The organism is Pseudomonas sp. UM16, from assembly GCF_050312595.1.
GTDB lineage: Bacteria > Pseudomonadota > Gammaproteobacteria > Pseudomonadales > Pseudomonadaceae > Aquipseudomonas.
The window spans coordinates 233,898-258,250 of record NZ_JBNPJT010000008.1 but is presented as its reverse complement, the minus strand read 5'-3'; the positions used below and the strand labels follow the sequence as shown (position 1 = coordinate 258,250).

The 24,353-nt window shown below is 59.2% G+C and carries 23 protein-coding genes; 9 read left to right on the top strand and 14 right to left on the bottom strand.

Going from position 1 to position 24,353, the window contains the following annotated elements; all coding sequences use genetic code 11:
- Nucleotides 1-202 precede the first annotated feature (202 nt).
- From msrQ to mrcB, 9 genes are all read right to left on the bottom strand, one after another.
- The gene (gene msrQ / locus ACQRAX_RS12120) at nucleotides 203-823 is read right to left on the bottom strand and encodes a protein-methionine-sulfoxide reductase heme-binding subunit MsrQ (protein WP_412040323.1); all 621 of its coding nucleotides are present in this window, start codon (nucleotides 821-823) and stop codon (nucleotides 203-205) included.
- Between the two features lies 1 nt (nucleotide 824).
- Entirely contained in the window at nucleotides 825-1,838 is a 1,014-nt protein-coding gene (gene msrP / locus ACQRAX_RS12115) for a protein-methionine-sulfoxide reductase catalytic subunit MsrP (RefSeq protein WP_412040322.1), read from the bottom strand.
- 63 nt (nucleotides 1,839-1,901) lie between these two features.
- A complete protein-coding gene (gene pssA / locus ACQRAX_RS12110; RefSeq protein WP_010223018.1) occupies nucleotides 1,902-2,759 on the bottom strand; it encodes a CDP-diacylglycerol--serine O-phosphatidyltransferase in 858 nt (285 codons plus the stop codon).
- Nucleotides 2,760-2,905: 146 nt separating this feature from the next.
- Entirely contained in the window at nucleotides 2,906-3,922 is a 1,017-nt protein-coding gene (gene ilvC, locus ACQRAX_RS12105) for a ketol-acid reductoisomerase (protein WP_107026644.1), read from the bottom strand.
- A gap of 51 nt (nucleotides 3,923-3,973) precedes the next feature.
- Complete coding sequence (gene ilvN / locus ACQRAX_RS12100; protein WP_010223016.1) at nucleotides 3,974-4,465, bottom strand: acetolactate synthase small subunit; 492 nt, start codon at nucleotides 4,463-4,465, stop codon at nucleotides 3,974-3,976.
- Nucleotides 4,466-4,467: 2 nt separating this feature from the next.
- A complete protein-coding gene (locus tag ACQRAX_RS12095; RefSeq protein ID WP_045182880.1) occupies nucleotides 4,468-6,192 on the bottom strand; it encodes an acetolactate synthase 3 large subunit in 1,725 nt (574 codons plus the stop codon).
- A gap of 422 nt (nucleotides 6,193-6,614) precedes the next feature.
- The gene (locus tag ACQRAX_RS12090; protein ID WP_412040321.1) at nucleotides 6,615-6,944 is read right to left on the bottom strand and encodes a YqcC family protein; all 330 of its coding nucleotides are present in this window, start codon (nucleotides 6,942-6,944) and stop codon (nucleotides 6,615-6,617) included.
- Complete coding sequence (locus ACQRAX_RS12085) at nucleotides 6,944-7,699, bottom strand: tetratricopeptide repeat protein (protein WP_412040320.1); 756 nt, start codon at nucleotides 7,697-7,699, stop codon at nucleotides 6,944-6,946. Before ACQRAX_RS12085 ends, ACQRAX_RS12090 begins: the two co-directional genes overlap by 1 nt.
- A 23-nt stretch (nucleotides 7,700-7,722) precedes the next feature.
- Nucleotides 7,723-10,044 (bottom strand): penicillin-binding protein 1B, encoded by a 2,322-nt coding sequence (gene mrcB, locus ACQRAX_RS12080; RefSeq protein ID WP_412040319.1) that lies wholly within the window; start codon nucleotides 10,042-10,044, stop codon nucleotides 7,723-7,725.
- Between the two features lie 117 nt (nucleotides 10,045-10,161).
- On the opposite strand from mrcB, the gene ACQRAX_RS12075 reads away from it, so the two are divergent.
- The 3 genes from ACQRAX_RS12075 to ACQRAX_RS12065 all read left to right on the top strand — a co-directional run bounded on the left by ACQRAX_RS12075 (nucleotide 10,162) and on the right by ACQRAX_RS12065 (nucleotide 12,614).
- The gene (locus ACQRAX_RS12075) at nucleotides 10,162-11,724 is read left to right on the top strand and encodes an AAA family ATPase (protein ID WP_412040318.1); all 1,563 of its coding nucleotides are present in this window, start codon (nucleotides 10,162-10,164) and stop codon (nucleotides 11,722-11,724) included.
- Between the two features lie 104 nt (nucleotides 11,725-11,828).
- Nucleotides 11,829-12,173 (top strand): pentapeptide repeat-containing protein, encoded by a 345-nt coding sequence (locus tag ACQRAX_RS12070; RefSeq protein ID WP_412040317.1) that lies wholly within the window; start codon nucleotides 11,829-11,831, stop codon nucleotides 12,171-12,173.
- A gap of 168 nt (nucleotides 12,174-12,341) precedes the next feature.
- Nucleotides 12,342-12,614 (top strand): TfoX/Sxy family protein, encoded by a 273-nt coding sequence (locus ACQRAX_RS12065; RefSeq protein ID WP_045182822.1) that lies wholly within the window; start codon nucleotides 12,342-12,344, stop codon nucleotides 12,612-12,614.
- 209 nt (nucleotides 12,615-12,823) lie between these two features.
- On the opposite strand, the gene ACQRAX_RS12060 is transcribed toward ACQRAX_RS12065, so the two are convergent.
- The 3 genes from ACQRAX_RS12060 to ACQRAX_RS12050 are packed head-to-tail and all read right to left on the bottom strand — an operon-like array spanning nucleotide 12,824 to nucleotide 15,491.
- Nucleotides 12,824-13,591, bottom strand: a complete 768-nt coding sequence (locus ACQRAX_RS12060) for a heme ABC transporter ATP-binding protein (protein WP_412040316.1) — start codon at nucleotides 13,589-13,591, stop codon at nucleotides 12,824-12,826.
- Nucleotides 13,591-14,574 carry a FecCD family ABC transporter permease gene (locus ACQRAX_RS12055; RefSeq protein ID WP_412040331.1) on the bottom strand — a complete coding sequence of 328 codons (984 nt, stop codon included), beginning with the start codon at nucleotides 14,572-14,574 and terminating at the stop codon, nucleotides 13,591-13,593. Before ACQRAX_RS12055 ends, ACQRAX_RS12060 begins: the two co-directional genes overlap by 1 nt.
- 50 nt (nucleotides 14,575-14,624) lie before the next feature.
- A complete protein-coding gene (locus tag ACQRAX_RS12050; RefSeq protein WP_412040315.1) occupies nucleotides 14,625-15,491 on the bottom strand; it encodes a heme/hemin ABC transporter substrate-binding protein in 867 nt (288 codons plus the stop codon).
- 150 nt (nucleotides 15,492-15,641) lie between these two features.
- Here ACQRAX_RS12050 and ACQRAX_RS12045 point away from each other — a divergent pair, with 150 nt between their 5' ends.
- Nucleotides 15,642-15,959 carry a Rieske (2Fe-2S) protein gene (locus ACQRAX_RS12045; protein WP_412040314.1) on the top strand — a complete coding sequence of 106 codons (318 nt, stop codon included), beginning with the start codon at nucleotides 15,642-15,644 and terminating at the stop codon, nucleotides 15,957-15,959.
- Here the strand turns inward: ACQRAX_RS12045 and sfsA are convergent.
- Nucleotides 15,949-16,662, bottom strand: coding sequence for a DNA/RNA nuclease SfsA (gene sfsA / locus ACQRAX_RS12040; RefSeq protein WP_412040313.1), 714 nt, complete (start codon nucleotides 16,660-16,662; stop codon nucleotides 15,949-15,951). The genes ACQRAX_RS12045 and sfsA overlap by 11 nt on opposite strands.
- A complete protein-coding gene (locus tag ACQRAX_RS12035; protein ID WP_412040312.1) occupies nucleotides 16,662-17,834 on the bottom strand; it encodes a pyridoxal phosphate-dependent aminotransferase in 1,173 nt (390 codons plus the stop codon). The genes sfsA and ACQRAX_RS12035 overlap by 1 nt, the downstream gene beginning before the upstream one ends.
- A gap of 210 nt (nucleotides 17,835-18,044) precedes the next feature.
- On the opposite strand from ACQRAX_RS12035, the gene dksA reads away from it, so the two are divergent.
- The 5 genes from dksA to ACQRAX_RS12010 all read left to right on the top strand — a co-directional run bounded on the left by dksA (nucleotide 18,045) and on the right by ACQRAX_RS12010 (nucleotide 24,170).
- Nucleotides 18,045-18,491 carry an RNA polymerase-binding protein DksA gene (gene dksA / locus ACQRAX_RS12030; RefSeq protein WP_412040311.1) on the top strand — a complete coding sequence of 149 codons (447 nt, stop codon included), beginning with the start codon at nucleotides 18,045-18,047 and terminating at the stop codon, nucleotides 18,489-18,491.
- A gap of 78 nt (nucleotides 18,492-18,569) precedes the next feature.
- The gene (gene gluQRS, locus ACQRAX_RS12025) at nucleotides 18,570-19,457 is read left to right on the top strand and encodes a tRNA glutamyl-Q(34) synthetase GluQRS (RefSeq protein ID WP_412040310.1); all 888 of its coding nucleotides are present in this window, start codon (nucleotides 18,570-18,572) and stop codon (nucleotides 19,455-19,457) included.
- 136 nt (nucleotides 19,458-19,593) lie between these two features.
- Nucleotides 19,594-19,770, top strand: coding sequence for a hypothetical protein (locus ACQRAX_RS12020; RefSeq protein ID WP_003250005.1), 177 nt, complete (start codon nucleotides 19,594-19,596; stop codon nucleotides 19,768-19,770).
- Nucleotides 19,754-22,708: a sensor histidine kinase gene (locus ACQRAX_RS12015; protein WP_412040309.1), complete on the top strand. Its 2,955-nt coding sequence runs from the start codon at nucleotides 19,754-19,756 to the stop codon at nucleotides 22,706-22,708. The genes ACQRAX_RS12020 and ACQRAX_RS12015 overlap by 17 nt, the downstream gene beginning before the upstream one ends.
- A 22-nt stretch (nucleotides 22,709-22,730) precedes the next feature.
- On the top strand, nucleotides 22,731-24,170 hold the full coding sequence (locus ACQRAX_RS12010; protein WP_412040308.1) for a sigma-54-dependent transcriptional regulator: 1,440 nt from the start codon (nucleotides 22,731-22,733) through the stop codon (nucleotides 24,168-24,170).
- Nucleotides 24,171-24,353 lie beyond the last annotated feature (183 nt).

Sequence of the window (24,353 nt, the reverse complement as noted above, 5' to 3'; positions counted from 1 at the left end):
ATCTCTCGTCAGCGGGAGGCGAATTCTACAGCGTTTCAATCCGCTGTCAACCACCTTTTTCACCGCTACCGATCTTGTGATCGAAGCCCCTCCGGTACTACCTGGAACATCTAACTCGTTGAATCTCAAGGAGTTTTCCGTTCCGACTGCGCCGGAAGTGGGGCGAATTATAGACAGATCCACAGGGGCGTCAAGGACTAATTCAGGCTTTTGTTGCGGAAGATGCTTTTTGCCTCACCAAACGCGGAATACGCTGAGCAAACAGCGGAATACGCAGCGCCAGAAGAAAGAGGCCAATACCCGCATATACAGCCCATTCCTTGAGATCTGCCCGTACTACCCAAAGAAAGTGCAGCAAACCCAACGCAAGAATCACATAGACCAGTTTATGCAGCTTCTTCCAGCGAGCGCCCAAGCGTCTCTGACTGTAGCGATTGGAAGTCACCGCCAAGGCCAGTAAACCGACAAAACCCAACGCACCAACAATGATGTAAGGCCGCTTGCTCAATTCCACGCCCAACTGCCCCCAGTCCAACCCCAGGACGAAGACCATGTATGACGTTATGTGCAGCACTATATAAGCAAAGCACCACAAGCCAAGCTGGCGGCGCGAGACGATCCACCCCGCCCAACCGGTCAAGCGCTGCAGCGGCGTCATGCTCAGGGTAATCAGCAGAAAGATCAGCGCGCCCAGCCCGAGTCGGTCGACCAGGATCTTGCCCGGATCCGGCCCCAGCGCGTTCATGGCAGCTTCATACAGCCACCACAGCGGCCAGGTACTGGCTAGAATAAAGATGCCAAGGCGAAACAGTGGATAGCGCATATCAATAGTTCTTCCGCAGATCGAGCCCGCTATAGAGCCCCGCCACGTCCTCGGCGTAACCATTGAACATCTGAGTGGGACGCACATTCGGGCTGAACAGGCCGCTGGGCAGGCGCCGCTCCCGCGCCTGAGTCCAACGCGGGTGATCGACCTCAGGATTGACGTTGGCATAGAAACCATACTCTTCAGGGGCAATGGCCTGCCAGGTAGTACGCGGCTGCTCCGTCACGAGACTGATGCGCACAATCGATTTGATACTCTTGAAGCCGTACTTCCACGGCACCACCAAACGCAACGGCGCGCCGTTCTGGTTGGGCAACTCACGCCCGTACATGCCAACCGCCAGAATCGCCAAAGGGTTCATTGCCTCATCCAGACGCAAGCCTTCTATATAAGGCCAGTCGATTAGGGCGAAACTGGAGCGCTGCCCCGGCATGCTCTTGGGGTCCTGGAGGGTTTCGAAACGAATGAAGCGCGCCTTCGAGGTTGGCTCCACTTGCTTGAGCAACGCCGACAAGGGAAACCCAACCCAGGGGATGACCATCGACCAGGCCTCGACACAGCGCAGGCGATAGATTCGCTCCTCAAGCTGATAAGGCTTGATGAAGTCTTCCAATGCATAGCGCCCCGGCTTACCCACCTCCCCGTCCACCACCACGGTCCAGGGCTCGGTCTTGAGGCTGCCGGCATTGGCCGCCGGATCGCCCTTGTCGGTACCGAACTCGTAAAAGTTGTTGTAGTGGGTAGCGTCTTTAAAAGGCGTGATGGCTTCCCCTGGCGTCGTTACCGCCTGCCACTGGGTAGCGGCGAGCTTGTCGCTGAACCAGGCAGGCGCAGCGCCCGCCTCAACATCTGCGTAACGCGACATCTCGGCAGCATTGACCCACTGAGGCAACGCCGAAACCGCAAGCGCAGCCGCAGTACCGCCGAGCAACGCTCGACGCGAGACATACAGGGATTCAGGAGTGACGTCCGATTCGTGGCAATCGGAGGCTTTGGACAGCTTGATAAGCATGAGGGCTCCGTAGAACTGGAGGGCTGATGCACCAGTAGACTACGGAGCCCGAGTGAAATTACATCACTCGATGTTTTTCCGGCGACGCATGCGCAACAGGTACTGCACCGGGCCGGACGCCGCATAGCCGAGGAACACCAACAGCAAAATACGTGGCGGGTCACTGAAGACTACTGCGAATACCAGCACTACCGCGAGGATTGCTACGAATGGTACGCGACCTTTGAGGTCCAGCTCCTTGAAGCTGTTGTATTTGATATTGCTGACCATCAGCATGCCTGCCGCCGCTACCAGCAGGGCAACCAGGAACGAAAGCTTCGAACCCTGAATGCCGTAGTCGCTGAAAGCCCATACGGTACCCGCTACCACGCCCGCCGCTGCCGGACTGGCCAGGCCGATGAAGTAGCGTTTGTCAGCCTTGCCGACCTGGGTGTTGAAGCGCGCCAGACGCAGCGCGGCGCCAGCGACATAGATGAAGGCAACCATCCAGCCGACCTTGCCCATGTCGCCCAGGGCCCAACCGAAGGCCAGTAACGCCGGGGCAACACCGAAGGCGACCATGTCTGACAGCGAGTCGTACTCGGCACCGAAGGCGCTTTGGGTATTGGTCATGCGGGCCACACGGCCATCGAGGCCGTCGAGGACCATCGCGACAAAAATGGCAATGGCGGCAAACGCGAAATATTTGCTCGCTTCGCGCGGATCACCAGCGCTCAGGGCAGCCTGGGCACTCATGGAGTTGATGATGGAATAGAAACCGGCGAACAGGTTCGCAGTGGTGAACAGGTTGGGCAGCAGATAGATGCCGCGATGCCGAACCTTGCGTCCTTCGGCGTCATGCCCTTCTTCAACATGCTCATCGATCGGTAGCAGGCTTTCGGCGTCAGAGGCCTTGTTCGGCTCTTCGGGACGTTCGCTCATGGACATTACCTTGCAACGGTGTGGAAAGTTTCGACAGAGGTCTGCGTCGAGGGTTCGACAACAGACGATGAAGCTTTATACCAGAAGCTGACCGCCTAAACGAAAAAACGCGGCCGAAGCCGCGTTTTCATCGCATCAAAACAAGATTAGTTCTTGGTCTTGTCGACGATTTTGTTGGCACCGATCCACGGCATCATCGAGCGCAGTTGCTCGCCGATGACTTCGATGCCGTGCGCAGCGTTGTTACGACGCTTGGCGGTCATCGATGGGTAGCCGGTAGCACCTTCGCTGATGAACATCTTGGCGTATTCGCCGTCCTGGATGCGCTTCAGAGCGTTGCGCATGGCCTGACGGGATTCGGCGTTGATGACTTCTGGGCCGGTCACGTACTCGCCATATTCGGCGTTGTTGGAGATCGAGTAGTTCATGTTGGCGATACCGCCTTCGTACATGAGGTCAACGATCAGCTTCAGTTCGTGCAAGCACTCGAAGTAGGCCATTTCTGGCGCGTAGCCTGCTTCAACCAGGGTTTCGAAACCAGCTTTGACCAGTTCGACGGTACCGCCACACAGAACGGCTTGTTCGCCGAACAGGTCGGTTTCGGTCTCGTCCTTGAAGGTCGTTTCGATGATGCCGGTACGACCACCACCCACGCCTGCAGCGTAGGACAGGGCGACGTTTTTGGCGTTGCCCGAAGCGTCCTGGTAGATAGCGATCAGGTCAGGAATACCGCCGCCTTTGACGAACTCGGAACGCACCGTGTGACCTGGCGCTTTTGGCGCGATCATGATCACGTCCAGGTCAGCGCGTGGCACTACCTGATTGTAGTGAATGGCGAAACCGTGGGAGAAGGCAAGGGTAGCGCCCTTCTTGATGTTCGGCTCGATTTCATTCTTGTACAGCTGGGATTGGAACTCGTCCGGGGTCAGGATCATGACCAGGTCGGCACCGGCAACAGCAGTCGCCACGTCGGCAACTTTCAGGCCGTGGGCTTCGGCCTTGGCAACGGTAGCCGAACCTTTACGCAGACCGACAGTGACATCCACACCGGAATCTTTCAGGTTGCACGCTTGAGCGTGACCCTGGGAGCCGTAACCGATGATGGCAACTTTCTTGCCCTGGATGATCGAAAGGTCGCAGTCTTTGTCGTAGAAAACTTTCATGAACATACCCCTGTTATCTCGGCCCGATAGGGCCATCGCTAATTTTTTGAGTTAGATGCTGAGCACTTTGTCGCCACGGGCAATGCCGGTGACGCCACTGCGCACTGTTTCGAGAATGGACGCGGTACCGATGGCCTGAATGAAGCTGTCAAGCTTGTCGCTGGCGCCAGTCAACTGCACGGTGTAGACGCTGCTGCTGACGTCGACGATCTGCCCACGATAGATATCGGTGGTGCGTTTGATCTCGGCACGCTGTGCGCCCGTGGCCTTGATCTTGACCAGCATCAGTTCACGTTCGATGTGCGCGCTTTCCGAGAGGTCGACCAGCTTGACGACTTCAACCAGCTTGTTCAGGTTTTTGGTGATCTGCTCGATCACCTCATCATGACCAACCGTGGTCAACGTCAGACGCGACAGGGTCGGGTCTTCCGTAGGCGCTACGGTCAGGCTTTCGATGTTGTAGTTACGCTGCGAGAACAGACCCACCACGCGAGACAAGGCACCGGGTTCGTTTTCCAACAGCAGGGAAATAATGTGCCGCATGATTAGGTACGCTCCGTCTTGCTCAGCCACATGTCGCGCATAGAGCCGTCTTTGATCTGCATCGGGTAGACGTGTTCGCTGTTGTCGACCTGGATGTCGATGAACACCAGGCGGTCTTTCATGGCGAACGCTTCTTCGAGCTTGGGCTTGAGGTCCTTCAGGCTGGTGATGCGAATGCCCACGTGACCATAGGCTTCAGCCAGCTTGACGAAGTCAGGCAGCGATTCCATATAGGAGTGCGAGTGACGGCTGTTATAGGCCATGTCCTGCCACTGGCGGACCATACCCAATACACCGTTGTTCAGGTTGACGATTTTTACCGGCAGGTCGTACTGCAGGCAAGTCGACAGCTCCTGAATGTTCATCTGGATACTGCCTTCACCGGTTACGCAGGCAACGTCCTGGTCCGGGAAGTTGAGTTTGACGCCCATGGCCGCCGGGAAACCGAAGCCCATGGTGCCCAGGCCGCCGGAGTTGATCCAGCGGTTGGGTTTATTGAAGCGGTAGTACTGCGCCGCGAACATCTGGTGCTGACCGACATCGGAAGTAACGAAGGCATCGCCCTTGGTCACTTCGCAGAGGGTTTCAATTACCGTCTGAGGCTTGATGACGCTACCGTCGCCCTTGTCGTAAGGGAACATGTCGCGATCGCCACGCCACTCTTCGATCTGTTTCCACCAGGCGTCCATCGCGGCTTTTTCTGGCTGCTCGCCGATTTCACGCAGGGTCGCCACCATTTCGGTCAGCACGCTGTCGACCGGACCAACAATCGGCACGTCGGCCTTGATGGTCTTGGAGATCGATGCCGGATCGATATCGATGTGGATAACTTTGGCATTCGGGCAGAACTTGGCCGGGCCGTTAACCACACGGTCGTCAAAGCGCGCACCGACCGCGAAGATCACGTCGGCGTGGTGCATGGCCAGGTTGGCGGTGTAGCTGCCGTGCATACCGAGCATGCCGAGGAACTGGCGATCAGTACCTGGATAGCCACCCAAGCCCATCAGGGTATTGGTGACCGGCAGGTTAAGCATCTGAGCGATTTCGGTCAGGGCTGCAGAGCCGTCGCCGAGGATCACGCCACCACCGGCGTAAACCACTGGACGTTTGGCCGCCAGGAGCATTTCTGCAGCCTTGCGGATCTGCCCCGAGTGACCACGAACGGCCGGGCTGTAGGAGCGCAGCTTGACCTTTTTCGGGTAAACGTATTCGAACTTTTCCGCCGGGTTGGTCATATCTTTCGGGATATCGACCACAACCGGGCCTGGACGACCAGACTGCGCCAGATAGAAAGCTTTCTTCAGGACTTCCGGAATTTCCGAAGCATGCTTGATCATGAAGCTGTGTTTCACGATCGGCCGGGAAATACCGATCATGTCGGTTTCCTGGAAAGCATCGGTACCGACCATGGTGCTAGGCACCTGACCGGAGAGAATTACCATCGGAATGGAATCCATGTACGCAGTGGCAATACCGGTAATGGCATTGGTTGCGCCCGGGCCGGAAGTTACCAGTACCACACCGGCTTTGCCGGTGGCACGGGCATAGCCGTCCGCCATATGGGTAGCAGCCTGCTCGTGACGAACCAGAATATGGTGCACTTCCGGTTCTTTGAACAGGGCATCGTAAACATGAAGGAGAGCACCACCAGGGTACCCGTAGATGTGCTTAACGCCTTCGTCACGCAAAAAGCGGACGACCATCTCAGCGCCAGATAAAAGCTCCACGTTGTTCACCTCTAAAACGCCAGAATACCGTCCACGGTGGACGGGTCTTAATAGGTTTACTGCCAAGCAGAGCATGAGCGACGGAATCGCCGACTACGTCAGCACTGACTGAGCAAGTATTGGGAGCGCCCCAAAGTGTTGCGGGGGTTTCCCACCCAGCGCGAGGTAACGCGTTGCGGGGTGTAACAGGTCGGCGCGGGTGTGCGCCTCATGATCTGCTTAGCGGGTCTGCTTCTGGCAGTCCCTCTACAGCGGAATCTGGATTCTTATTTTTCGGCGTGCGCAAGTCAAGAAAAATTATTGCCAATTTCACGCAAGGACGATCTATCAGCACCACGATTACCAACGACAGCAGCAGAAAAACCAAGAATACAAACAAAAAGAGCCACAATCTGTGGCTCTAAGAGGGAAAAGAGGGAAATTCAGGCAGATGGACTGATCAATTGATCAAACTCTGCTAGCAAGCGGCGTAGCTCGCGACTTTCTTCCGGGCGATCAACATAAACCGTTTCAGCCATGACCAGGATGCCGGAGGCGTTGGGCAGTGGCAGGCCTTTTTCCAGAATCTCTTTCATTTTCGGCAGAAAGATCCACTGCAGCCACTGATCGAAACTCATGCTGTCGACAGCAAAAGGCACCGTGCTTGCCAGTGCCTGAACGCTGGGCGAAATCTCGCTCCACCACCCTTGAGCATGAAGCTCGTGTTCAATCAGCAACAGGTGATCGGCGATATCCAGAATGCGCGCGTCCATTACAAATTGACCTGAGCTTTCTGCCGCGCAAGCGCTGCGCCAGCCGAGTCGCCCTGCTTCTCACGTGCCTGGGCGATGATGCCCCAGAGACCGGCCTGCAGGTCCGGGCGACCGTTGGCGTAGGTAAGGGCACGACGGGCCAGCTGTTCCGACTGCGCCGCATCGCCTTGTGCCAAGCGCACCTGAGCCAGACGGTAAAGCACTTGCGGCTCACGTGGGGCGATACGCTGGGCGCGCTCCAGGCTCGACGAAGCGCCGTTATAGTCACCGCTGCTTTGCTGCTGCTGGGCAGTGGTCAGTAGCGCCAGCACTGGACCGTCGAGCTGTTCGTCGGCCGACAGGCCGCCACCACTGACAACACCGCTGCGTGGAATGCCGCTTGGCGCACTCGGTGCGGTGCTGGAGGCGGTGGAGCTGCCAGTATTCATCGAAGCGCTGTCAAACGGCGCAGCGCTGGTTGGCCCCGGCGTGATCGGGCCGGTGCTGATCGGCGCTGGCGCGGTCGATGCCGGGAATGTCTGGATCGGTGCTGCACCAGCACCCTGTGGAACCATTACGGTCACACCTGAGTCCTGCGGCACAGCCTGGGCCTGACGGGTGCCGGCATTGGCCTGGGCACCACGATTAGCCGCAACCCGCTCACTGTTAGTGACGCGGGTACTCGAATCAACCACGGGAATTGAGCCACGCTGAACGCTGGCGCAACCATTGAGCAAAGCCAGTGCCGTCAAGGCAGGAAACCACCACTTGTTCACTTCACACCCTCTTTGCCTAGTGCTTAATTCATCCAGCCTTTGACCCAGTCCATAACGGACTCGGCGGGATCCTGCGTGCCGCCACAGGCGGCGCCGGCAGGCGGCTCACTGCCGCGAATATACGGCATCTGTACCGCGCCTGGGCAACTGCTGTCAGAGCCCTGCCCGGAGTGTGGATCAATCCAGGCCTGAACCACGTTATCTGGCAGCGGCATGTCCAGCGGCAATGGGTCTGCCTTGCGCATGAAACTGGTCCATACCTGCAAGGCGCCAGTGGCGCCAGTGAACGGCGTCTTGCCGTTATCGTCACGGCCAAGCCAGACCACCGCTAGCAAATCCTGACTGAAACCCGCGAACCAACTGTCACGCGAGTCGTTACTGGTACCAGTCTTGCCGGCCAGGTTCAACGAGCTTGGCAGCACGCTGTAAACCGAGCGACCGGTACCTTCGCGCATCACTCGCTGCATAGCGTTCTGTACCAGATAGATTGCCCCCGGATCGAAGGACTGCTGGATCTGGAATGGATAACGCTTGAGTGGCTCACCCTCGGCAGTCAGCACGCTGCGAATACCGCGCATCGGTGTGTTGAAGCCACCGTTGGCCAGGGTCTGGTACATGGTCGCGACTTGCATCGGCGACATACCGCCAGCACCCAGCAGCATCGATGGGAATGCCGGCCAATCGACATTTACCCCCAGACGCCCAATAGTTTTGAGCACATTTGGCACACCCAGTTCCAGGCCAAGCTTGGCAGTCGACAGATTGTAGGAGTTGGCCAAGCCCTGATACAGATAAATGGTGCCATGGGAGCGGCGATCGTAGTTCTGCGGCCGCCAGACCTGGCCATCGCCGCCCTTGACCGAGAACGGCTCATCCTGCACCCAACTGGTGAGGGTGTACTTGCTCGGTTTTTCCAGGGCGGTCAAATAGATCGCCGGCTTGACCAGCGATCCGATTGGCCGAACGGCATCAATGGCCCGGTTGAAACCGGCAAAACCCGCCTGACGGCTACCGATCAAAGCTTGCACTTCACCGGTTTCAGGGTTAGTCACTACCATTGCTGCTTCAACTTCATCAGCGCCCTTGCGCCCGGCCAGGCGCTTGAAGGTCTCAGCCATGGCCGATTCAGACTTCATCTGCAGGATCGGGTCGAAACTGGTGAAGATGCGCAGGCCTTCTTCGGTCAAGTCTTCGTCGCGGTAGTCTTGACGCAGCTGACGTTTGACCAGGTCAAGAAAACCGGGATACGAGCTGTCGGCCAGGCTGCCACGCTTGGTCACGCCCAGGGGCATTTTCTTCGCCGCGGCAACCGCCTCCGGGGTAGCCACGCCCTGCTCGGCCAGCAGGTCAAGCACCAGGTTACGACGGACAATGGCGCGATCCGGATGGCGACGCGGGTTGTAGTAGGACGGCCCTTTGACCATCCCCACCAGCAATGCCACCTGATGCAGCTTCAATTCCGATAACGGCTGGCTAAAGAAGAACTGACTGGCCAAGCCAAAGCCGTGCACCGCACGCTGACCATCCTGGCCGACGAACACTTCGTTGAGGTAGGCCTCAAGAATCTCGCGCTTGTCGTAGTGCAGTTCCAACAGCAAGGCCATCATGGCCTCTGTCAGCTTACGGCTGAGGCTGCGTTCGTTGGTCAGGTAGAAGTTCTTGACCAACTGCTGGGTCAGGGTACTGCCACCCTGGCGCATCGCGCCGGAGGAGGTGTTGACCCAGACCGCTCGAGCAATCGACTTTGGCGAAACGCCAAAGTGGCTGTAGAAGTCGCGGTCCTCCACGGCAACAAGCGTTTCGAGCAGGTACGGAGGCACCTGGTCAAGCTTGATCAGAATCCGGTCTTCGAGGTTCTTCGGGTACAGGCCGCCGATCAGCAGCGGCTCCAGGCGCACCACGTCGAGCTTGGAACCATTGACACCGCTGAGCCCGGCAACATAGTCGCCGGAGAAACGCACCCGTACCGCTTGCGCCTGCTCCAGGCCTTCATAGAACTGGAAGCCACGGGTATTGAGCTCAATGGTATTGCCGTTGACCGCTGCGGCGCCCGGGCCATTGGCGACGCTTTCACGGCGATAGCCCAAGGCATCGAGCTCAATGAGGAAATCGCTTTTGCTCAGCTTCTGTCCGACGAACAGCTCCAGCGGCCGAGCATAAACCTTGGCCGGGATAGTCCAGCGCTTGCCGGAGAACTTCTCCTGGACCACTGCGTCGAGGTAAATGGCAAAACCGGCCAGCACCACAAGACCGACCAGGCTGAGCTTGATGGCCCAGCCGAGCCAGGCGCGCGAGGGGCCAGACGGGCGTTTTTTCGGGGTACGAGGGGATCGAGTACGAGTCATGGCGGCGGATTATACGCACTTTATTGATCGTCGACAGGCGCCCTCCAGCGGTTTGCACCAGCCGCGCTTGCCGCCATAATGGCCGATTCGAATCTCCACGACCCATAAGGATCGCCCGTGAGCCAAGTCTTGATCACCGCGCTGCAGAATCCCGCCCTGTTCCCTCACCCGGTGAAGGACTTTCGGCTCATCGAGACGCATATTTCCTGGGTGCTGTTGACCGGCGAGTATGCCTACAAGATCAAGAAGCCGATGAACTTCGGCTTCCTCGACTTCACCGAACTGTCCGCACGCAAGCACTTCTGTAATGAAGAACTGCGCCTGAACCAGCGTCTGACTGAAGGCCTGTACCTGGAAGTACTGGCGATTACCGGTAGCGCCGAAGCGCCGCAACTAGGCGGCGAAGGCGAACCGATCGAGTACGCCCTTAAGATGCGCCAGTTTCCGCAAGACCAGATGCTCAGTACCCTACAGGCCAATGGTGAACTGACTGCCGAGCACATCGACCAGATGGCTCGGCAGATCGCCCAGTTCCACCTGGACGCCCCCAAGGTAGCAGTCGAGCATCCACTGGGTACCCCGGACAGCGTCATGGCACCGGTTGAGCAGAACTTCGAGCAGATCCGCCCATTCCTCACCGACAAAGCCGACCTGCAACAACTCGACGCTCTGCAGGCCTGGGCCCAAGACAGCTTCAAGCGCCTGCACAGCCTGCTTGAAGCGCGTAAAGCCGAAGGCTTCATTCGCGAGTGCCACGGCGACATTCACTTGGGCAACGCCACGCTGATCGATGGCAAAGTGGTGATCTTCGACTGCATCGAATTCAACGAACCGTTCCGCCTGACTGACGTTTACGCCGACGCCGCGTTCCTGGCCATGGACCTCGAAGACCGCGGCCTGAAATCGCTGTCGCGACGCTTCATCAGCCAGTACCTGGAACTGACCGGCGACTACGCAGGCCTGGAGCTGCTGAATTTCTACAAAGCCTATCGCGCCCTGGTACGCGCCAAGGTTGCCCTGTTCAGCATGCCGGCCAATGCCGATGCGGTGCAGCGCGCCACTACCCTGCGCACCTACCGCAACTATGCCAACCTGGCTGAAAGCTACAGTGCCATCCCATCGCGCTTCCTGGCCATCACCCACGGTGTTTCTGCCGTCGGCAAGAGCCACGTAGCCATGCGCCTGGTCGACGCCCTGGGCGCCATCCGCCTGCGCTCGGACGTGGAGCGCAAGCGACTGTTCGGTGAGCAAGCGGCCAACAGCGAAGGACAGCTGCAAGCCGGCATTTACAGTAATGACGCCAGCCAGGCTACCTACGAACACTTGCATCAACTGGCAGAAACCATCCTGCGTGCCGGTTTCCCCGTGGTTATTGATGCCACCTACCTCAAGCAGGCCCAGCGTCAGGCCGCAGCCGGTGTGGCCAGCGAGACCGGGGTGCCCTTCCTGATTCTTGACTGCAATGCACCACAGGCCGTTATCGCCAGCTGGCTGGCTCAGCGTCAGGCCGATAAAAACGACCCTTCCGACGCAACCCTGGAAGTCGTCGAGGCCCAACAGGCCAACCGCGAACCGCTGACCGCAGAAGAACTCCTGCAAAGCAAGCGCGTGGAAACCAATGAAAGCGGCAGCCTCGACCAACTGGTGGAACAGATCCGCCAGCGACTGCCGGGGCTCTGATGCCCCTCAGGACGTGAAGCGGTCGACACTTCACAGCTGAAACTGCGCGCCTCCCGAGTGATGGCACTATAGTGTCATCATAAGTCCACCAGGGAGGCGCCTTTATGAATCAGCCACGGCAATTGGATAGCGCACTGTACGCGCTGGTGCATGACGAGCAGATCGTCAGCTTTAACCGCGAAAAGCCCAAGGACGTCAGTATTGATTTTCGCGGTGGCGATTTCCGCGGCCTTGACCTGCGTGAACTGGACACTGCCGGCATCGATTTCACCGATGCTTACTTCCGTGCCGCCGATCTGCGCGGACTAGACCTGCGTGACAACGGCCTGGAAGGTGCAAGCCTGGCTCATGCGCAAATCTCCGGCACCTACTTTCCTGTCGAACTGAGCGCCGACGAAATCCTCATGTCGGTCAATTTCGGCACCCGCCTGCGCTATCGCAGCCGCTGACAGCTCTGGCGTAAACGCTCGCCAGCTGCAGCCTGGCGGGCTCCTGTCAGCTACCCGTCGGCACATGTATGGCAAAACGCCGCGTATTTTCCAAGTGCCGCTACACTCCTCTTTGACCTGCTCGCGATTCCCCTAACAAGACCCGTTCAGCCGTCGCAAGGAGGCTTGATGAACGATGAACTCCAGCATCTGAAAAATCTGGGCAAGACTTCTGCGCAGTGGCTGCATGCGGTCGGTATCCACAGCGCTTCGGATTTGCGTCGCCTCGGTGCGGTCGATGCCTACCGGGCGGTACGTACCCGCGGCTTCCGGGCCTCGAAGGTGCTGCTCTATGCCATTGAAGGCGCCTTGCTTGATATGCACTGGAATGACATTCCACCTGAGCGCAAGGAGGCCCTCAATCAACAATTGGACGCCAAGACTTTGAGAAAAAATAATTGAAAATAGTTTGTCATGGTGATTGACACCGTAATGAGAATCGTTATGATTATCACAACTGGTCGCGAGGCTGGTTGGGTAACCTGAAAGTCCCTGGTTCGGACGCTCAGATTATCTCCTCATCAGGCTAATCACGGTTATTGACCCGGCTCTTTTGCCGGGTCTTTTTTTTGCCCGGCGTTTACCTCTTGGCCCGCCCAAAGCATCAGGCGTTAGCGGGCAATGATCAGTGGGTGCCCCCGCTCTGGGTGAGGCTGGACCAGCACGTCGATGCCATAAACAGCCTTGAGTGAAGCAGGATTGAGCACTCGCTCTGGGGTATCCAGGGCATGCATGCTGCCCGCTTCAAGCAGTAGGATTCGGTCGCAGTAACGAGCGGCCAGGTTAAGGTCATGCAGGATTACCAGAACCGCCGCACCTCGGTCGGCAAAGTCACGCACGGCCTGCAAGGTGGTGTGCTGATGCAGCGGGTCAAGCATCGAAGTCGGCTCGTCGAGTAGCAAGATGCGCCCCTGCTCTCCGGGCCAAAGCTGTGCCAGCACCCGAGCCAGATGCACCCGCTGGCGCTCACCGCCAGACAATGCCAGGTAGCTGCGCCCCACCAGATGCCGGGCATCGGCAGCTTGCAGTGCCGCATCGATAATTGCCTGATCGCGTTCAAGGCCGGTACGGTGTGGCAAGCGGCCCATAGCGACCACTTCTTCAACCTTGAAGGCAAAGCCCAGGCTCGAGACTTGCGGGAGCACCGCCAGACGCTGGGCCCGCTCCGCCCCCGCCCATTGCGACAGCGCTCGCCCCTCGAGGGTTACGCGCCCCTCGTTGGCTGCCAATTCGCCGCACAACACGCTCAACAAACTGCTTTTACCCGCACCATTGGGCCCGAGCACACCCACTATCTGATTCGATTCAAGCGCCAGGCTGATATCGCTCAGCACCTGATTGCTCCCCCGTTGCAGGGACAGGTTTTCGCCACACAGCATCAGGTACGCCCCCGTAGCAACAGGAAAAGGAAAAACGGCGCGCCAATAAAGGCGGTGACAATGCCGATCGGTAATTCCGCTGGCGCCAGCGCCAGTCGCGCGATCAGGTCTGCAAACAGCAGCAGTGAGGCGCCGGCGAGCAATGAAGCAGGCAACAGCACGCGATGATCGGGACCGCACAGCAGGCGAACCAGGTGTGGCACCACCAGGCCGATAAAACCGATCAATCCTGCCGCAGCCACTGCCGCCCCGACACCCAAGGCAGTACAGAACACCAATTCACGCTTGAGCGATTCCACTTCGATACCCAAATGGCGGGCTTCGGACTCTCCCAGCAGCAACGCATTGAGGGCCTGGGCTCGACGCGGCAGCCACAGCGCCACGGCAACAGCTACCAGTACCAATGGCCACAAGCGCTCATAACTGGCGCCATTGAGGCTACCCAGGTTCCAGAAGGTCAGGGTCCGCAGAGTGGCGTCATCGGCCAGGTAGGTAAATAGCCCAACCACGGAGCTGGCCAAGGCGGTCAGGGCGATACCGGCCAGCAGCATGGTCGCCACACTGGTCTGGCCATCACGTCGCCCCAATCGATAGACCAGGGCGGTCACGCCCAAACCACCGAGAAAAGCACACACCGACAGCAAGTAGGGAGCGAAGACCTCCGGGATACCGCCCAACCAACTGCCACCAACAATTGCCACGGCAGCACCGAGCGCAGCGCCACTGGCGACCCCGACCAGGCCTGGATCAGCCAGTGGATTGCGAAACAGGCCTTGCATGGCCACCCCGGACAACGCCAGCACGGCCCCAACCGTCAGCCCCAGCAGCGTGCGCGGCAGGCGAATCTGGCCGAGGATCAGTTCGGCCTGCTCCAAGCCGTCAGCAGCGATGGGCAGCCCCAACAGACGCAAACCCGCGCGCAAGGTATCAAATAGCGGCAGACTGACCGGGCCGAGTGCCAGCGACAACCACACCGCCAGCAGACACAGCAAAGTCAGGACGATAAACAGCGTCCGCGGGGCAACCAGGCGATTCATGGCGCAGTGGGGTAAAAGGCGCTCAACAAATGCTGCAGCGCACTCGGCAGACGCGGGCCTAGGCCGCCGACCAACAAGGTGGGATCAAGTTCGACCAAGCGCCCATTAAGCGCTGCCTGTGAGGCTTTCAATGCGGGATTTTCCTTGAGTAACGCCTCCTGGGCTTGCTTACCGCTCAGACTACGGTCGGCGAACACCAGCACTTGAGGGTTGAGCGCCGCCAGAGCTTCGACCGAGAAATTCTTATAGCCCTCATTGTCCGCCAGGTTACGCGCACCGACTTGCTTGAGCAGCCAATCACCGACGGTACCTTTGCCAGCAATCATCGGTTTGGCGCCACCATGCCCCACCAGCAGGATCACCCCTGGCGCTGGATCCTTGGCCTGCGCCTGTTTGAGAGCGTCTTGCAAGTCCTGCAACTGCTGACGGTAATTGGCAAACACTTGCTCCGCTTGCTTTTCATTACCGAGCAAGCGCCCCAAGTGCTTGAGGTTGGCTTCAACCGCCTGCAGATCAGCCTTGCTGGAGAACATTTCGACCTGAACCCCGGCGCCGCGGATCTGCGCCAGCACCGGTGGCGGACCCATTTCCTCAGTGCCGATCAGCACATCCGGACGCAGGCTCAACACACCTTCGGCAGACAGTTGGCGCTGATAACCAATGCTCGGCAAGGCTTTGAACGATTGCGGATGCTGACTGGTGGTGTCGACACCGACCAGTCGCTGTTCTGCGCCCAACGCACTGACCCACTCACTCAATGCGCCACCAGCACTGACCCAGCGCTGGGGTGTATTGTCGGCCAGGACCAGGCTGGTAAATAGGAGGCCGAGACAGAGCGTGATCAGGCTGACACTTCGGCGCATAACGGGCTTCCTTGGAAAGGGCTGGCCATCCGGCTGGATAACCCAGGAGCCACGCGGTATAAAGCGTCCGACGTGGCTTAGTGGAATAATTTGATAATTATTTGCATTTGAACGTCAAGCCGACACTGTGACTTCAGGTAAATCTTCGTTATGCATTTTCTCTGTTTGCCCGCCGAGCTGGCCGAAGGCCACAGCCGTGGCTTCACCGTCGATGGCACCGCAGTGCTTGCCGTGCGCCGCGCGGGTCGAGTGTACCTGTACCACAACCGCTGCCCCCACCGCGGCATCCCCCTGAATTGGGAACCTGACCAGTTTCTCGACCCCAGCGCCAGCCTGATCAGCTGTAGCCGACATGGCGCGCTGTTTCTCATCGAGTCCGGCGAGTGTGTGGCCGGACCTTGCGCCGGGGAACACCTGAGCACCCTGGACTGCCATGAAGACAGTCAGGGCATTTGGCTCATGGCGTGAGCAATACCGGTAATGCCCGGTCGATGTAGACCTGCTCGCCATCGATGCGGGTACCGTAGGCCAAGACCTCGACACCATCGGCCACGGCGGCGCGTAACGCTGCTGCGTAGGCCGCATCGATTTCTTCGGCTGGCCGCACAGCCTCTATGTCAGTGAGGTTCACACAGTACAACTGCACCGCCCGAATGCCCTGACGGGCCAAGGCCGCCAGTTCACGCAGGTGTTTGGCACCGCGCTGGGTTACTGCGTCAGGAAAGGCGGCAACCGCTGCCCCCTCAAAACCCAGCGTCACACTCTTGACCTCGACATAGGCGGGACCATCGGCATACTCCAGGCGAAAGTCCACTCGGCTGCGCTCCTCGCCGTAAGCTACTTCACGTTTCAATCCAGTAAAGCCGGCCAGTTCACTGATCACTCCTGCCCGCAGCGCTTCCTCGACCAAGGCATTGGCCCGTCCAGTGTTGACACAGGCCAGACGCCCTTGCGGCGTCTCGCTGATTTCCCAGGTGCCCGGCAACTTACGCTTGGGATCATTGGAGCGGCTGAACCAGACCTGCCCGCCTTCGACCATACAATTGAACATCGAGCCGGTGTTTGGGCAATGAATGGTCAGTTGCTCACCGCTGGCCAGTTCGATATCGGCCAGAAAGCGTTTGTAACGGCGCAGCAGCCGTGCGCGTTCCAGTGCTGGAGAAAAGCGCATCAGCCTTGCCAGCTCCGTAGACCGCGAGCAATTCGCTCTACCGCTTCCTGCAGGCGTGGCAGGCTCTGGGTGTAAGCGAAGCGGACGTGGTGCCCAGCCTGAAAGCGGCCAAAGTCCAGGCCCGGGGTGAAGGCGACATGTTCGGTTTCGAGGAAGTGCTGACAGAAGGCAAAGGCATCACCGCCAAAGGCGCTGATGTCGGCATACAGGTAAAACGCCCCCTGCGGCTCCACGGCAATCTTGAAGCCCAGCTCACGCAGGGCTGGCAGCAGGAAGTCGCGGCGCCGGGCGAATTCGTCACGACGCTCTTCGAGGATGGCCAGCGTTTGCGGCTGAAAACAGGCCAGTGCCGCATGTTGGGCCATGCTCGGAGCGCTGATGTAGAGGTTCTGGGCCAATTTTTCCAGGTCAGCCACCGCTGCCGGTGGTGCCACCAGCCAACCCAGGCGCCAACCGGTCATCCCGAAATACTTGGAAAAACTATTTAGGACAAAAGCTTGGTCATCAACTTCCAGCACGCTGGCAGCGTCCATACCGTAAGTCAGCCCGTGGTAGATCTCATCCACCACCAGATGGCCATTATGTGCGCGCGTCGCCGCCGACAGGCTGACCAGTTCGCTACGGTCGAGCACGGTGCCAGTTGGGTTGGCTGGAGATGCTACCAGTGCACCGACGGTGTCTTGATCCCAGTAACGTTCGACCAGGTCAGCGGTGAGCTGATAATTGACGTCGGGACCCACCGGCACCAACTGCGCGCCGCCTTCAACCAAGCGCAGGAAGTGGCGGTTGCACGGGTAGCCGGGGTCGGCCAGCAGCCAGTGTTTGCCCGGATCAACCAGCAGGCTGCTGGCCAACAGCAAGGCGCCGGAGCCGCCCGGAGTGATGAGAATTCGCTCGGGATCTATGCTCAGGCCATAGCGCTGCTGATAGAACCCAGCAATCGCCTCACGCAGTGCGGGCAAACCCCGTGCCGCGGTGTAGCGGGTGTGCCCGGCAGCCAGTGCAGCCTGGCCGGCCTCGACGATCGGGGCTGCGGTAGTAAAATCCGGCTCGCCGATTTCCAGGTGAATGACATCACAGCCACCGGCTTGCAGCTCATTTGCGCGGGCCAGCAGGGCCATGACGTGAAAGGGTTCGATGGCGCGACTGCGCGCACTGTAGGGCTGGGCCATAGCCTTCTCTCAAAAGGGTCTAGAATAATGATTCTACTCATGTGCTGAGGCGAACGTGTGGCTAAACCTGCTGTCAACCACGAAGACAACCGGGAGTAGCGCGCCCCGATTCGATCTGGTAAGTTCGGCGGCTCGCAGTCGCAGGGCCGGCGGGCGCCGGAGATGGAGCAGCCTGCGCAATGGATTAGAAGAGTGAGAGGCGGTCTATTCATGTCCACCCAAGAAAAGCAACAAAGCAGTCAACTCGTTCGCGGCTTCGAACCCTATAAAGAAACCAAGGGTGAGGAGTACATGGGTGCCCCCATGCGAGCGCACTTCACTAAACTCCTGCACAAGTGGAAGCAGGAGTTGATGGAAGGCGTCGACAAAACTGTGGACCACATGAAAGACGAGGCAGCCAACTTCCCGGACCCGGCCGATCGCGCCAGCCAGGAAGAGGAGTTTGCCCTTGAGCTGCGTAATCGCGATCGCGAACGCAAGCTGATCAAGAAAATCGACAAAACCCTGCAGTTGATCGAAGACGAAGAATACGGCTGGTGCGAAAGCTGCGGCGTTGAAATCGGCATTAAGCGCCTAGAGGCCCGCCCTACTGCGGACCTGTGCTACGACTGCAAGACCTTGGCGGAAATCAAGGAAAAGCAGGTCGGCAAGGCCTGATCTGACCAGAACGGGGCGCTCAAGGCGCCCCGCTTCATTTATAGCTGTGAAGAGTGCCCAGTCCCTGGGTCCATGCGCATGAACAATCCTCGCTACATTGGGCGTTTCGCCCCCACTCCAAGCGGATTCCTGCACTTCGGTTCACTGGTTGCAGCGCTTGCCTCCTGGCTTGATGCGCGTGCAGTCGGCGGCCAGTGGCTGTTGCGCATGGAAGATATCGACCCTCCCCGCGAAGCGCCCGGCGCTCAGGCGGCGATCCTGCACACCCTGGAAAGCTACGGCCTGGAATGGGATGGCGAGGTGGTCTATCAGAGCCAACGCCATGAGGCTTATGCCGAAGTGGTCGAGCGCTTGTTCCGCCAGGGTCTGGCTTATGCCTGCACATGCTCGCGCAAGCAGCTTGAAAGTTACCATGGTGTTTATCCGGGCCTGTGCCGCAATGCGGGGCACAGCTGCGAAGGTGCAGCCATCCGTCTACGGGTGCCGGAGCTGGTCTACCACTTCAATGACCGGGTCCAGGGCCATTTTGAACAGCACCTGGGCCGTGAAGTCGGCGACTTTGTCATTCGCCGCCGCGATGGCCTGTACGCTTATCAGTTGGCGGTGGTGCTGGATGACGCCTGGCAAGGGGTGACCGATATCGTCCGCGGTGCCGACCTGCTGGATAACACTCCGCGCCAGCTGTACCTGCAAGAGCTGCTAGGGCTGGCGCAACCGCGTTACCTGCATGTGCCACTGATTGTGCAGCCGGACGGGCACAAGCTGGGCAAGTCTTACCGCTCGCCACCACTGGCCACCGACCAGGCCACTCCCCTGCTGCTACGGGCCCTGCGTGCGCTGGGCCAGGCGACCGAATCAAGCATGGAGCAAGGCACCCCGGCCGAAGTGCTGGTGCATGCCGCCTTGCACTGGAAACCTGCTGCCCTGCCCCGGCGACTGAGCGTGCCTGAAGCCGACCTGCACTGACCCTGTAGGAGCGAACCCCACAGAAAGCCTAGTAAATTCAATTCTTTGGCAAAAACGTACAAGCCCGTTACCATCGCCACAGCCATTTGCGCCAATAATAAGTTCAAGCCGCAGCGCCCTAACCTTTGAGGCCAGCATGTATATCTATCGTTTGGTCCTGCTTCTGGTTGTGGGGATCTATCTGTTCTCCCCGGCCATCATGGACTGGTGGATCGAGCCAACCGGTGCTTGGTACCGTCCGTACCTGCTCTGGCTGATCCTGATCGTCGTGACCTTTATCCTGCAGAGCCAACGTGATGCCGATGAGCTTTAGCCTGACCCAGATGATCCTGATCAGCGCCGCCTACCTGCTGGTGCTGTTCGGTGTGGCCTGGATCAGCGAGCGCGGCATGATCCCGCGCTCAATCATTCGCCACCCTTTGACCTACACCTTGTCGCTCGGGGTTTACGCCAGCGCCTGGGCTTTCTATGGCTCGGTAGGCCTGGCCTACCAGTACGGTTACGGCTTTCTGGCCTGTTACCTGGGGGTTTCCGGTGCGTTCCTGCTGGCACCGGTGCTGCTGTACCCGATTTTGAAGATCACCCGTACCTATCAGCTATCGTCACTGGCCGACTTGATTGCCTTCCGCTTTCGAAGTACCTGGGCCGGGGCGCTGACCACGGTGTTCATGCTGATCGGCGTGCTGCCTTTACTGGCACTGCAGATTCAAGCAGTGGCCGACTCCATCAGCATTCTCACTGGCGAGCCCGTCAAGGCCCGCGTTGCCCTGGCCTTCTGCGCCCTGATTACCTTGTTCACGATCTTTTTCGGCTCGCGCCATATCGCCACCCGGGAAAAACACGAAGGCCTGGTGTTCGCCATCGCATTCGAGTCGGTGATCAAGTTACTGGCCCTGGGCGGTATTGGCCTCTATGCCCTGTACGGTGTGTTCGGCGGGCCGCACCAACTGGAGGTCTGGTTGCTGCAAAACCAGACTGCCCTTGCCGCCCTGCACACACCGTTGCAGGAAGGCCCGTGGCGGACTCTGCTGCTGGTGTTCTTCGCCTCGGCCATCGTCATGCCGCACATGTACCACATGGCCTTCACCGAGAACCTCAACCCCCGTTCACTGGTCAGCGCCAGCTGGGGCCTGCCATTGTTCCTGCTGCTGATGAGCCTGGCGGTGCCGCTGATCCTCTGGGCCGGCTTGAAGATGGGGGCCAGCACCAGTCCTGAATACTTCACCCTGGGCTTGGGAATCGCCGCCAACAATCAGGCCCTGGCGCTACTTGCCTACGTCGGTGGGCTGTCAGCCTCCAGTGGCTTGATCATCGTCACCACCCTGGCCCTCTCTGGCATGGCACTGAACCACTTGGTGCTGCCGCTTTACCAGCCGCCCGCTGAAGGTAATATCTACCGCTGGCTGAAGTGGACCCGGCGAGCACTCATCGTCGCCATCATCGCTGCCGGCTTCGGTTTCTACCTGACCCTGGGCAGTCAGCAGGATCTGGCCAACCTCGGCATCGTCGCTTTCGTCGCCACCTTGCAATTTCTCCCCGGCGTCCTTTCGGTTCTGTATTGGCCAACCGCCAACCGCCGTGGTTTCATCGCCGGTCTGCTAGCGGGGATTCTGGTGTGGATGGTAACCATGCTGTTGCCGCTGATAGGCAATCTGCAGGGCTTCTACATTCCGCTGCTGAACATGATCTACGTGCTCGACGACACCAGTTGGCACATGGCGGCCATTGCATCGTTGGCCGCCAACGTCTTGTTGTTCACCCTGATTTCGCTGTTCACCAATGCCAGCACCGAAGAAGTCAGCGCCGCTGAAGCATGTGCAGTGGATAACGTGCGCCGCCCGCAACGCCGCGAGTTGCATGCCGCGTCACCCCAGGAGTTTGCCACGCAACTGGCCAAGCCACTGGGGGCAAAGGCTGCACAGAAGGAAGTGGAACAGGCTCTGCGTGATCTCTACCTACCGTTCGACGAACGCCGCCCTTACGCTTTGCGCCGTCTGCGCGACCGTATCGAAGCCAACCTGTCGGGGTTGATGGGGCCGAGCGTAGCCCAGGACATGGTGGAAACCTTCCTCCCCTATAAGTCCGGTAACGAAAATTACGTCACTGAAGACATCCACTTCATCGAAAGTCGCCTGGAAGACTATCACTCGCGCCTGACCGGTCTTGCCGCCGAGCTCGACGCCCTGCGCCGCTACCACCGCCAGACTTTGCAGGAACTGCCGATGGGCGTCTGCTCGCTGGCCAAGGATCAGGAAATCCTGATGTGGAACAAGGCCATGGAAGAGCTCACCGGGATTCCCGCCAAACGCGTGGTCGGCTCGCGCCTGACCACCATCAGTGAACCCTGGCGTGGCTTGCTGCTTGGTTTCACCAATATCCCTGATGAGCACCTGCACAAACAGCGCCTGGGGTTGGACGGACAGACCCGTTGGCTGAACCTGCACAAGGCTGCCATCGACGAACCGCTGGCGCCGGGTAACAGTGGCCTGGTGGTACTGGTCGAGGACCTTACCGAAACCCAGGCGCTGGAAGACAAACTGGTGCACTCCGAACGCCTGGCCAGTATTGGCCGCCTGGCTGCCGGGGTCGCCCACGAGATCGGCAACCCGGTCACCGGCATCGCCTGCCTGGCGCAGAATCTGCGCGAAGAGCGCGAAGATGATGGCGAGATCACCGAGCTGAGCAGCCAGATTCTCGAGCAAACCAAGCGCATTTCGCGCATCGTCCAGTCGCTGATGAGCTTCGCTCATGCCGGCAGCCACCAGCACAGTGACGAGCCGGTGTGCCTAGCGGAAGTGGCGCAGGATGCCATCGGTCTGCTGGCCTTGAACCGGCGCAATTTCGAAGTACAGTTCTTCAACCTGTGCGACCCCGAGCACTGGGTCGATGGCGACCCGCAACGCCTGGCCCAGGTCTTGATCAACTTGCTGTCCAACGCCCGCGACGCCTCCCCCGCCGGCAGTGCCGTACGGGTCAAGAGCGAAGCGAGCGAGCATACCGTCGACCTGATCGTCGAAGACGAAGGCAGCGGTATTCCGAAAAACATCATGGATCGTCTGTTCGAACCCTTCTTCACTACCAAGGACCCGGGCGAAGGGACTGGACTAGGGCTTGCTCTGGTCTATTCCATCGTGGAAGAGCATTATGGACAAATCACCATCGACAGCCCGGCCGATGCCCAGAGCCAACGTGGCACACGGATCCGAGTGACCCTGCCGCGCCATGTCGTAGCGACGTCCGCTGTGAACTGAGACCGTCGAGAGAATTGAATCAATGCCGCATATTCTGATCGTCGAAGACGAAACCATCATCCGCTCGGCACTGCGTCGACTACTGGAACGGAACCAGTATCAGGTCAGCGAAGCCGGATCGGTGCAGGAAGCACAGGAGCGCTTCAGCATTGCCACCTTCGACTTGATTGTCAGTGACCTGCGTCTACCCGGCGCCCCGGGTACCGAACTGATCAAGCTCGGCCAGGGTACGCCGGTGCTGATAATGACCAGCTACGCCAGCCTGCGCTCGGCAGTCGATTCGATGAAGATGGGCGCGGTGGACTACATCGCCAAGCCTTTCGATCATGACGAAATGCTTCAGGCTGTAGCACGCATCCTGCGTGACCGCCAGAACGCACCAGCGGCACCAGCCGAGGCGCGCGGTAACGGCAAGACCGGCACTGCCGATAAAGGCTCCAGCAACGCCGCCAATGGCGAGATTGGCATTATCGGCTCCTGCCCACCGATGCAGGACCTGTACGGCAAAATCCGTAAGGTAGCCCCCACGGACTCCAATGTACTGATCCAGGGCGAGTCTGGTACCGGTAAAGAGCTGGTTGCCCGCGCCTTGCACAACCTTTCGCGTCGCGCCAAGGCGCCGATGATCTCGGTGAACTGCGCAGCGATCCCGGAAACCCTGATTGAATCGGAACTGTTCGGCCACGAAAAAGGTGCCTTCACCGGCGCCAGCGCCGGCCGCGCCGGGCTGGTCGAAGCAGCCGACGGTGGCACCCTGTTTCTCGATGAAATTGGCGAGCTGCCACTGGAAGCGCAGGCACGTTTGCTGCGCGTACTGCAAGAAGGCGAAATCCGCCGGGTCGGCTCGGTACAATCGCAAAAGGTTGACGTACGCTTGATCGCCGCGACCCACCGCGACCTGAAGAGCCTGGCCAAAATCGGCCAGTTCCGTGAAGACCTTTATTACCGCCTGCACGTTATCGCCCTCAAGTTGCCCGCGCTGCGCGAGCGCGGTGCAGACGTCAACGAGATCGCCAATGCCTTCCTCGCCCGCCAAAGCGCACGTGTCGGCCGCACTGATCTGCGTTTCGGTCACGATGCTGAACAGGCCATCCGTCACTACTCCTGGCCGGGTAACGTGCGCGAGCTTGAAAACGCCGTCGAGCGGGCGGTGATTCTCTGCGAGAGCCCGGAAATTTCCGCCGACCTGCTGGGCATCGATATCGAACTGAGCGACTTGGACGACGATGAACCGTTCACCAGCCTGTCCGGCAATGGCAGCTCGGCCAACAACACCAGCCATGAGCCAACCGAAGACCTGTCCCTGGAAGACTACTTCCAGCACTTCGTGCTTGAGCACCAGGACCACATGACCGAGACAGAACTGGCACGCAAACTGGGTGTCAGCCGCAAGTGTTTGTGGGAACGTCGCCAACGCCTGGGTATCCCCCGGCGCAAGAGCGGTGCCACCAGCGACAGCTGATCCCTTTCAGCTGTCACCGGGGTGCGAAGCGGTAACACAGAGAAATGTGAAAAAACTGTTACCTCGCCACAATCTCGTAACAAAAACCGGGGCTTACGGTAACGAAGCCTCGGTTTTTTTTCGCCTCCCCAACCATCATAAATCGCTCCAACCCCTTGTTTTACTGGGGTTTGCAAAAGTTGG

Coding starts and splice junctions, on each gene's coding strand:
- msrQ (WP_412040323.1), bottom strand. CDS start 823: ATGCGCTATCCACTGTTTCGCCTTGGCATCTTTATTCTAGCCAGTACC.
- msrP (WP_412040322.1), bottom strand. CDS start 1,838: ATGCTTATCAAGCTGTCCAAAGCCTCCGATTGCCACGAATCGGACGTC.
- pssA (WP_010223018.1), bottom strand. CDS start 2,759: ATGAGCGAACGTCCCGAAGAGCCGAACAAGGCCTCTGACGCCGAAAGC.
- ilvC (WP_107026644.1), bottom strand. CDS start 3,922: ATGAAAGTTTTCTACGACAAAGACTGCGACCTTTCGATCATCCAGGGC.
- ilvN (WP_010223016.1), bottom strand. CDS start 4,465: ATGCGGCACATTATTTCCCTGCTGTTGGAAAACGAACCCGGTGCCTTG.
- ACQRAX_RS12090 (WP_412040321.1), bottom strand. CDS start 6,944: ATGGACGCGCGCATTCTGGATATCGCCGATCACCTGTTGCTGATTGAA.
- mrcB (WP_412040319.1), bottom strand. CDS start 10,044: ATGACTCGTACTCGATCCCCTCGTACCCCGAAAAAACGCCCGTCTGGC.
- ACQRAX_RS12070 (WP_412040317.1), top strand. CDS start 11,829: ATGAATCAGCCACGGCAATTGGATAGCGCACTGTACGCGCTGGTGCAT.
- ACQRAX_RS12065 (WP_045182822.1), top strand. CDS start 12,342: ATGAACGATGAACTCCAGCATCTGAAAAATCTGGGCAAGACTTCTGCG.
- ACQRAX_RS12060 (WP_412040316.1), bottom strand. CDS start 13,591: ATGCTGTGTGGCGAAAACCTGTCCCTGCAACGGGGGAGCAATCAGGTG.
- ACQRAX_RS12050 (WP_412040315.1), bottom strand. CDS start 15,491: ATGCGCCGAAGTGTCAGCCTGATCACGCTCTGTCTCGGCCTCCTATTT.
- ACQRAX_RS12045 (WP_412040314.1), top strand. CDS start 15,642: ATGCATTTTCTCTGTTTGCCCGCCGAGCTGGCCGAAGGCCACAGCCGT.
- sfsA (WP_412040313.1), bottom strand. CDS start 16,662: ATGCGCTTTTCTCCAGCACTGGAACGCGCACGGCTGCTGCGCCGTTAC.
- ACQRAX_RS12035 (WP_412040312.1), bottom strand. CDS start 17,834: ATGGCCCAGCCCTACAGTGCGCGCAGTCGCGCCATCGAACCCTTTCAC.
- dksA (WP_412040311.1), top strand. CDS start 18,045: ATGTCCACCCAAGAAAAGCAACAAAGCAGTCAACTCGTTCGCGGCTTC.
- gluQRS (WP_412040310.1), top strand. CDS start 18,570: ATGAACAATCCTCGCTACATTGGGCGTTTCGCCCCCACTCCAAGCGGA.
- ACQRAX_RS12020 (WP_003250005.1), top strand. CDS start 19,594: ATGTATATCTATCGTTTGGTCCTGCTTCTGGTTGTGGGGATCTATCTG.
- ACQRAX_RS12015 (WP_412040309.1), top strand. CDS start 19,754: ATGCCGATGAGCTTTAGCCTGACCCAGATGATCCTGATCAGCGCCGCC.
- ACQRAX_RS12010 (WP_412040308.1), top strand. CDS start 22,731: ATGCCGCATATTCTGATCGTCGAAGACGAAACCATCATCCGCTCGGCA.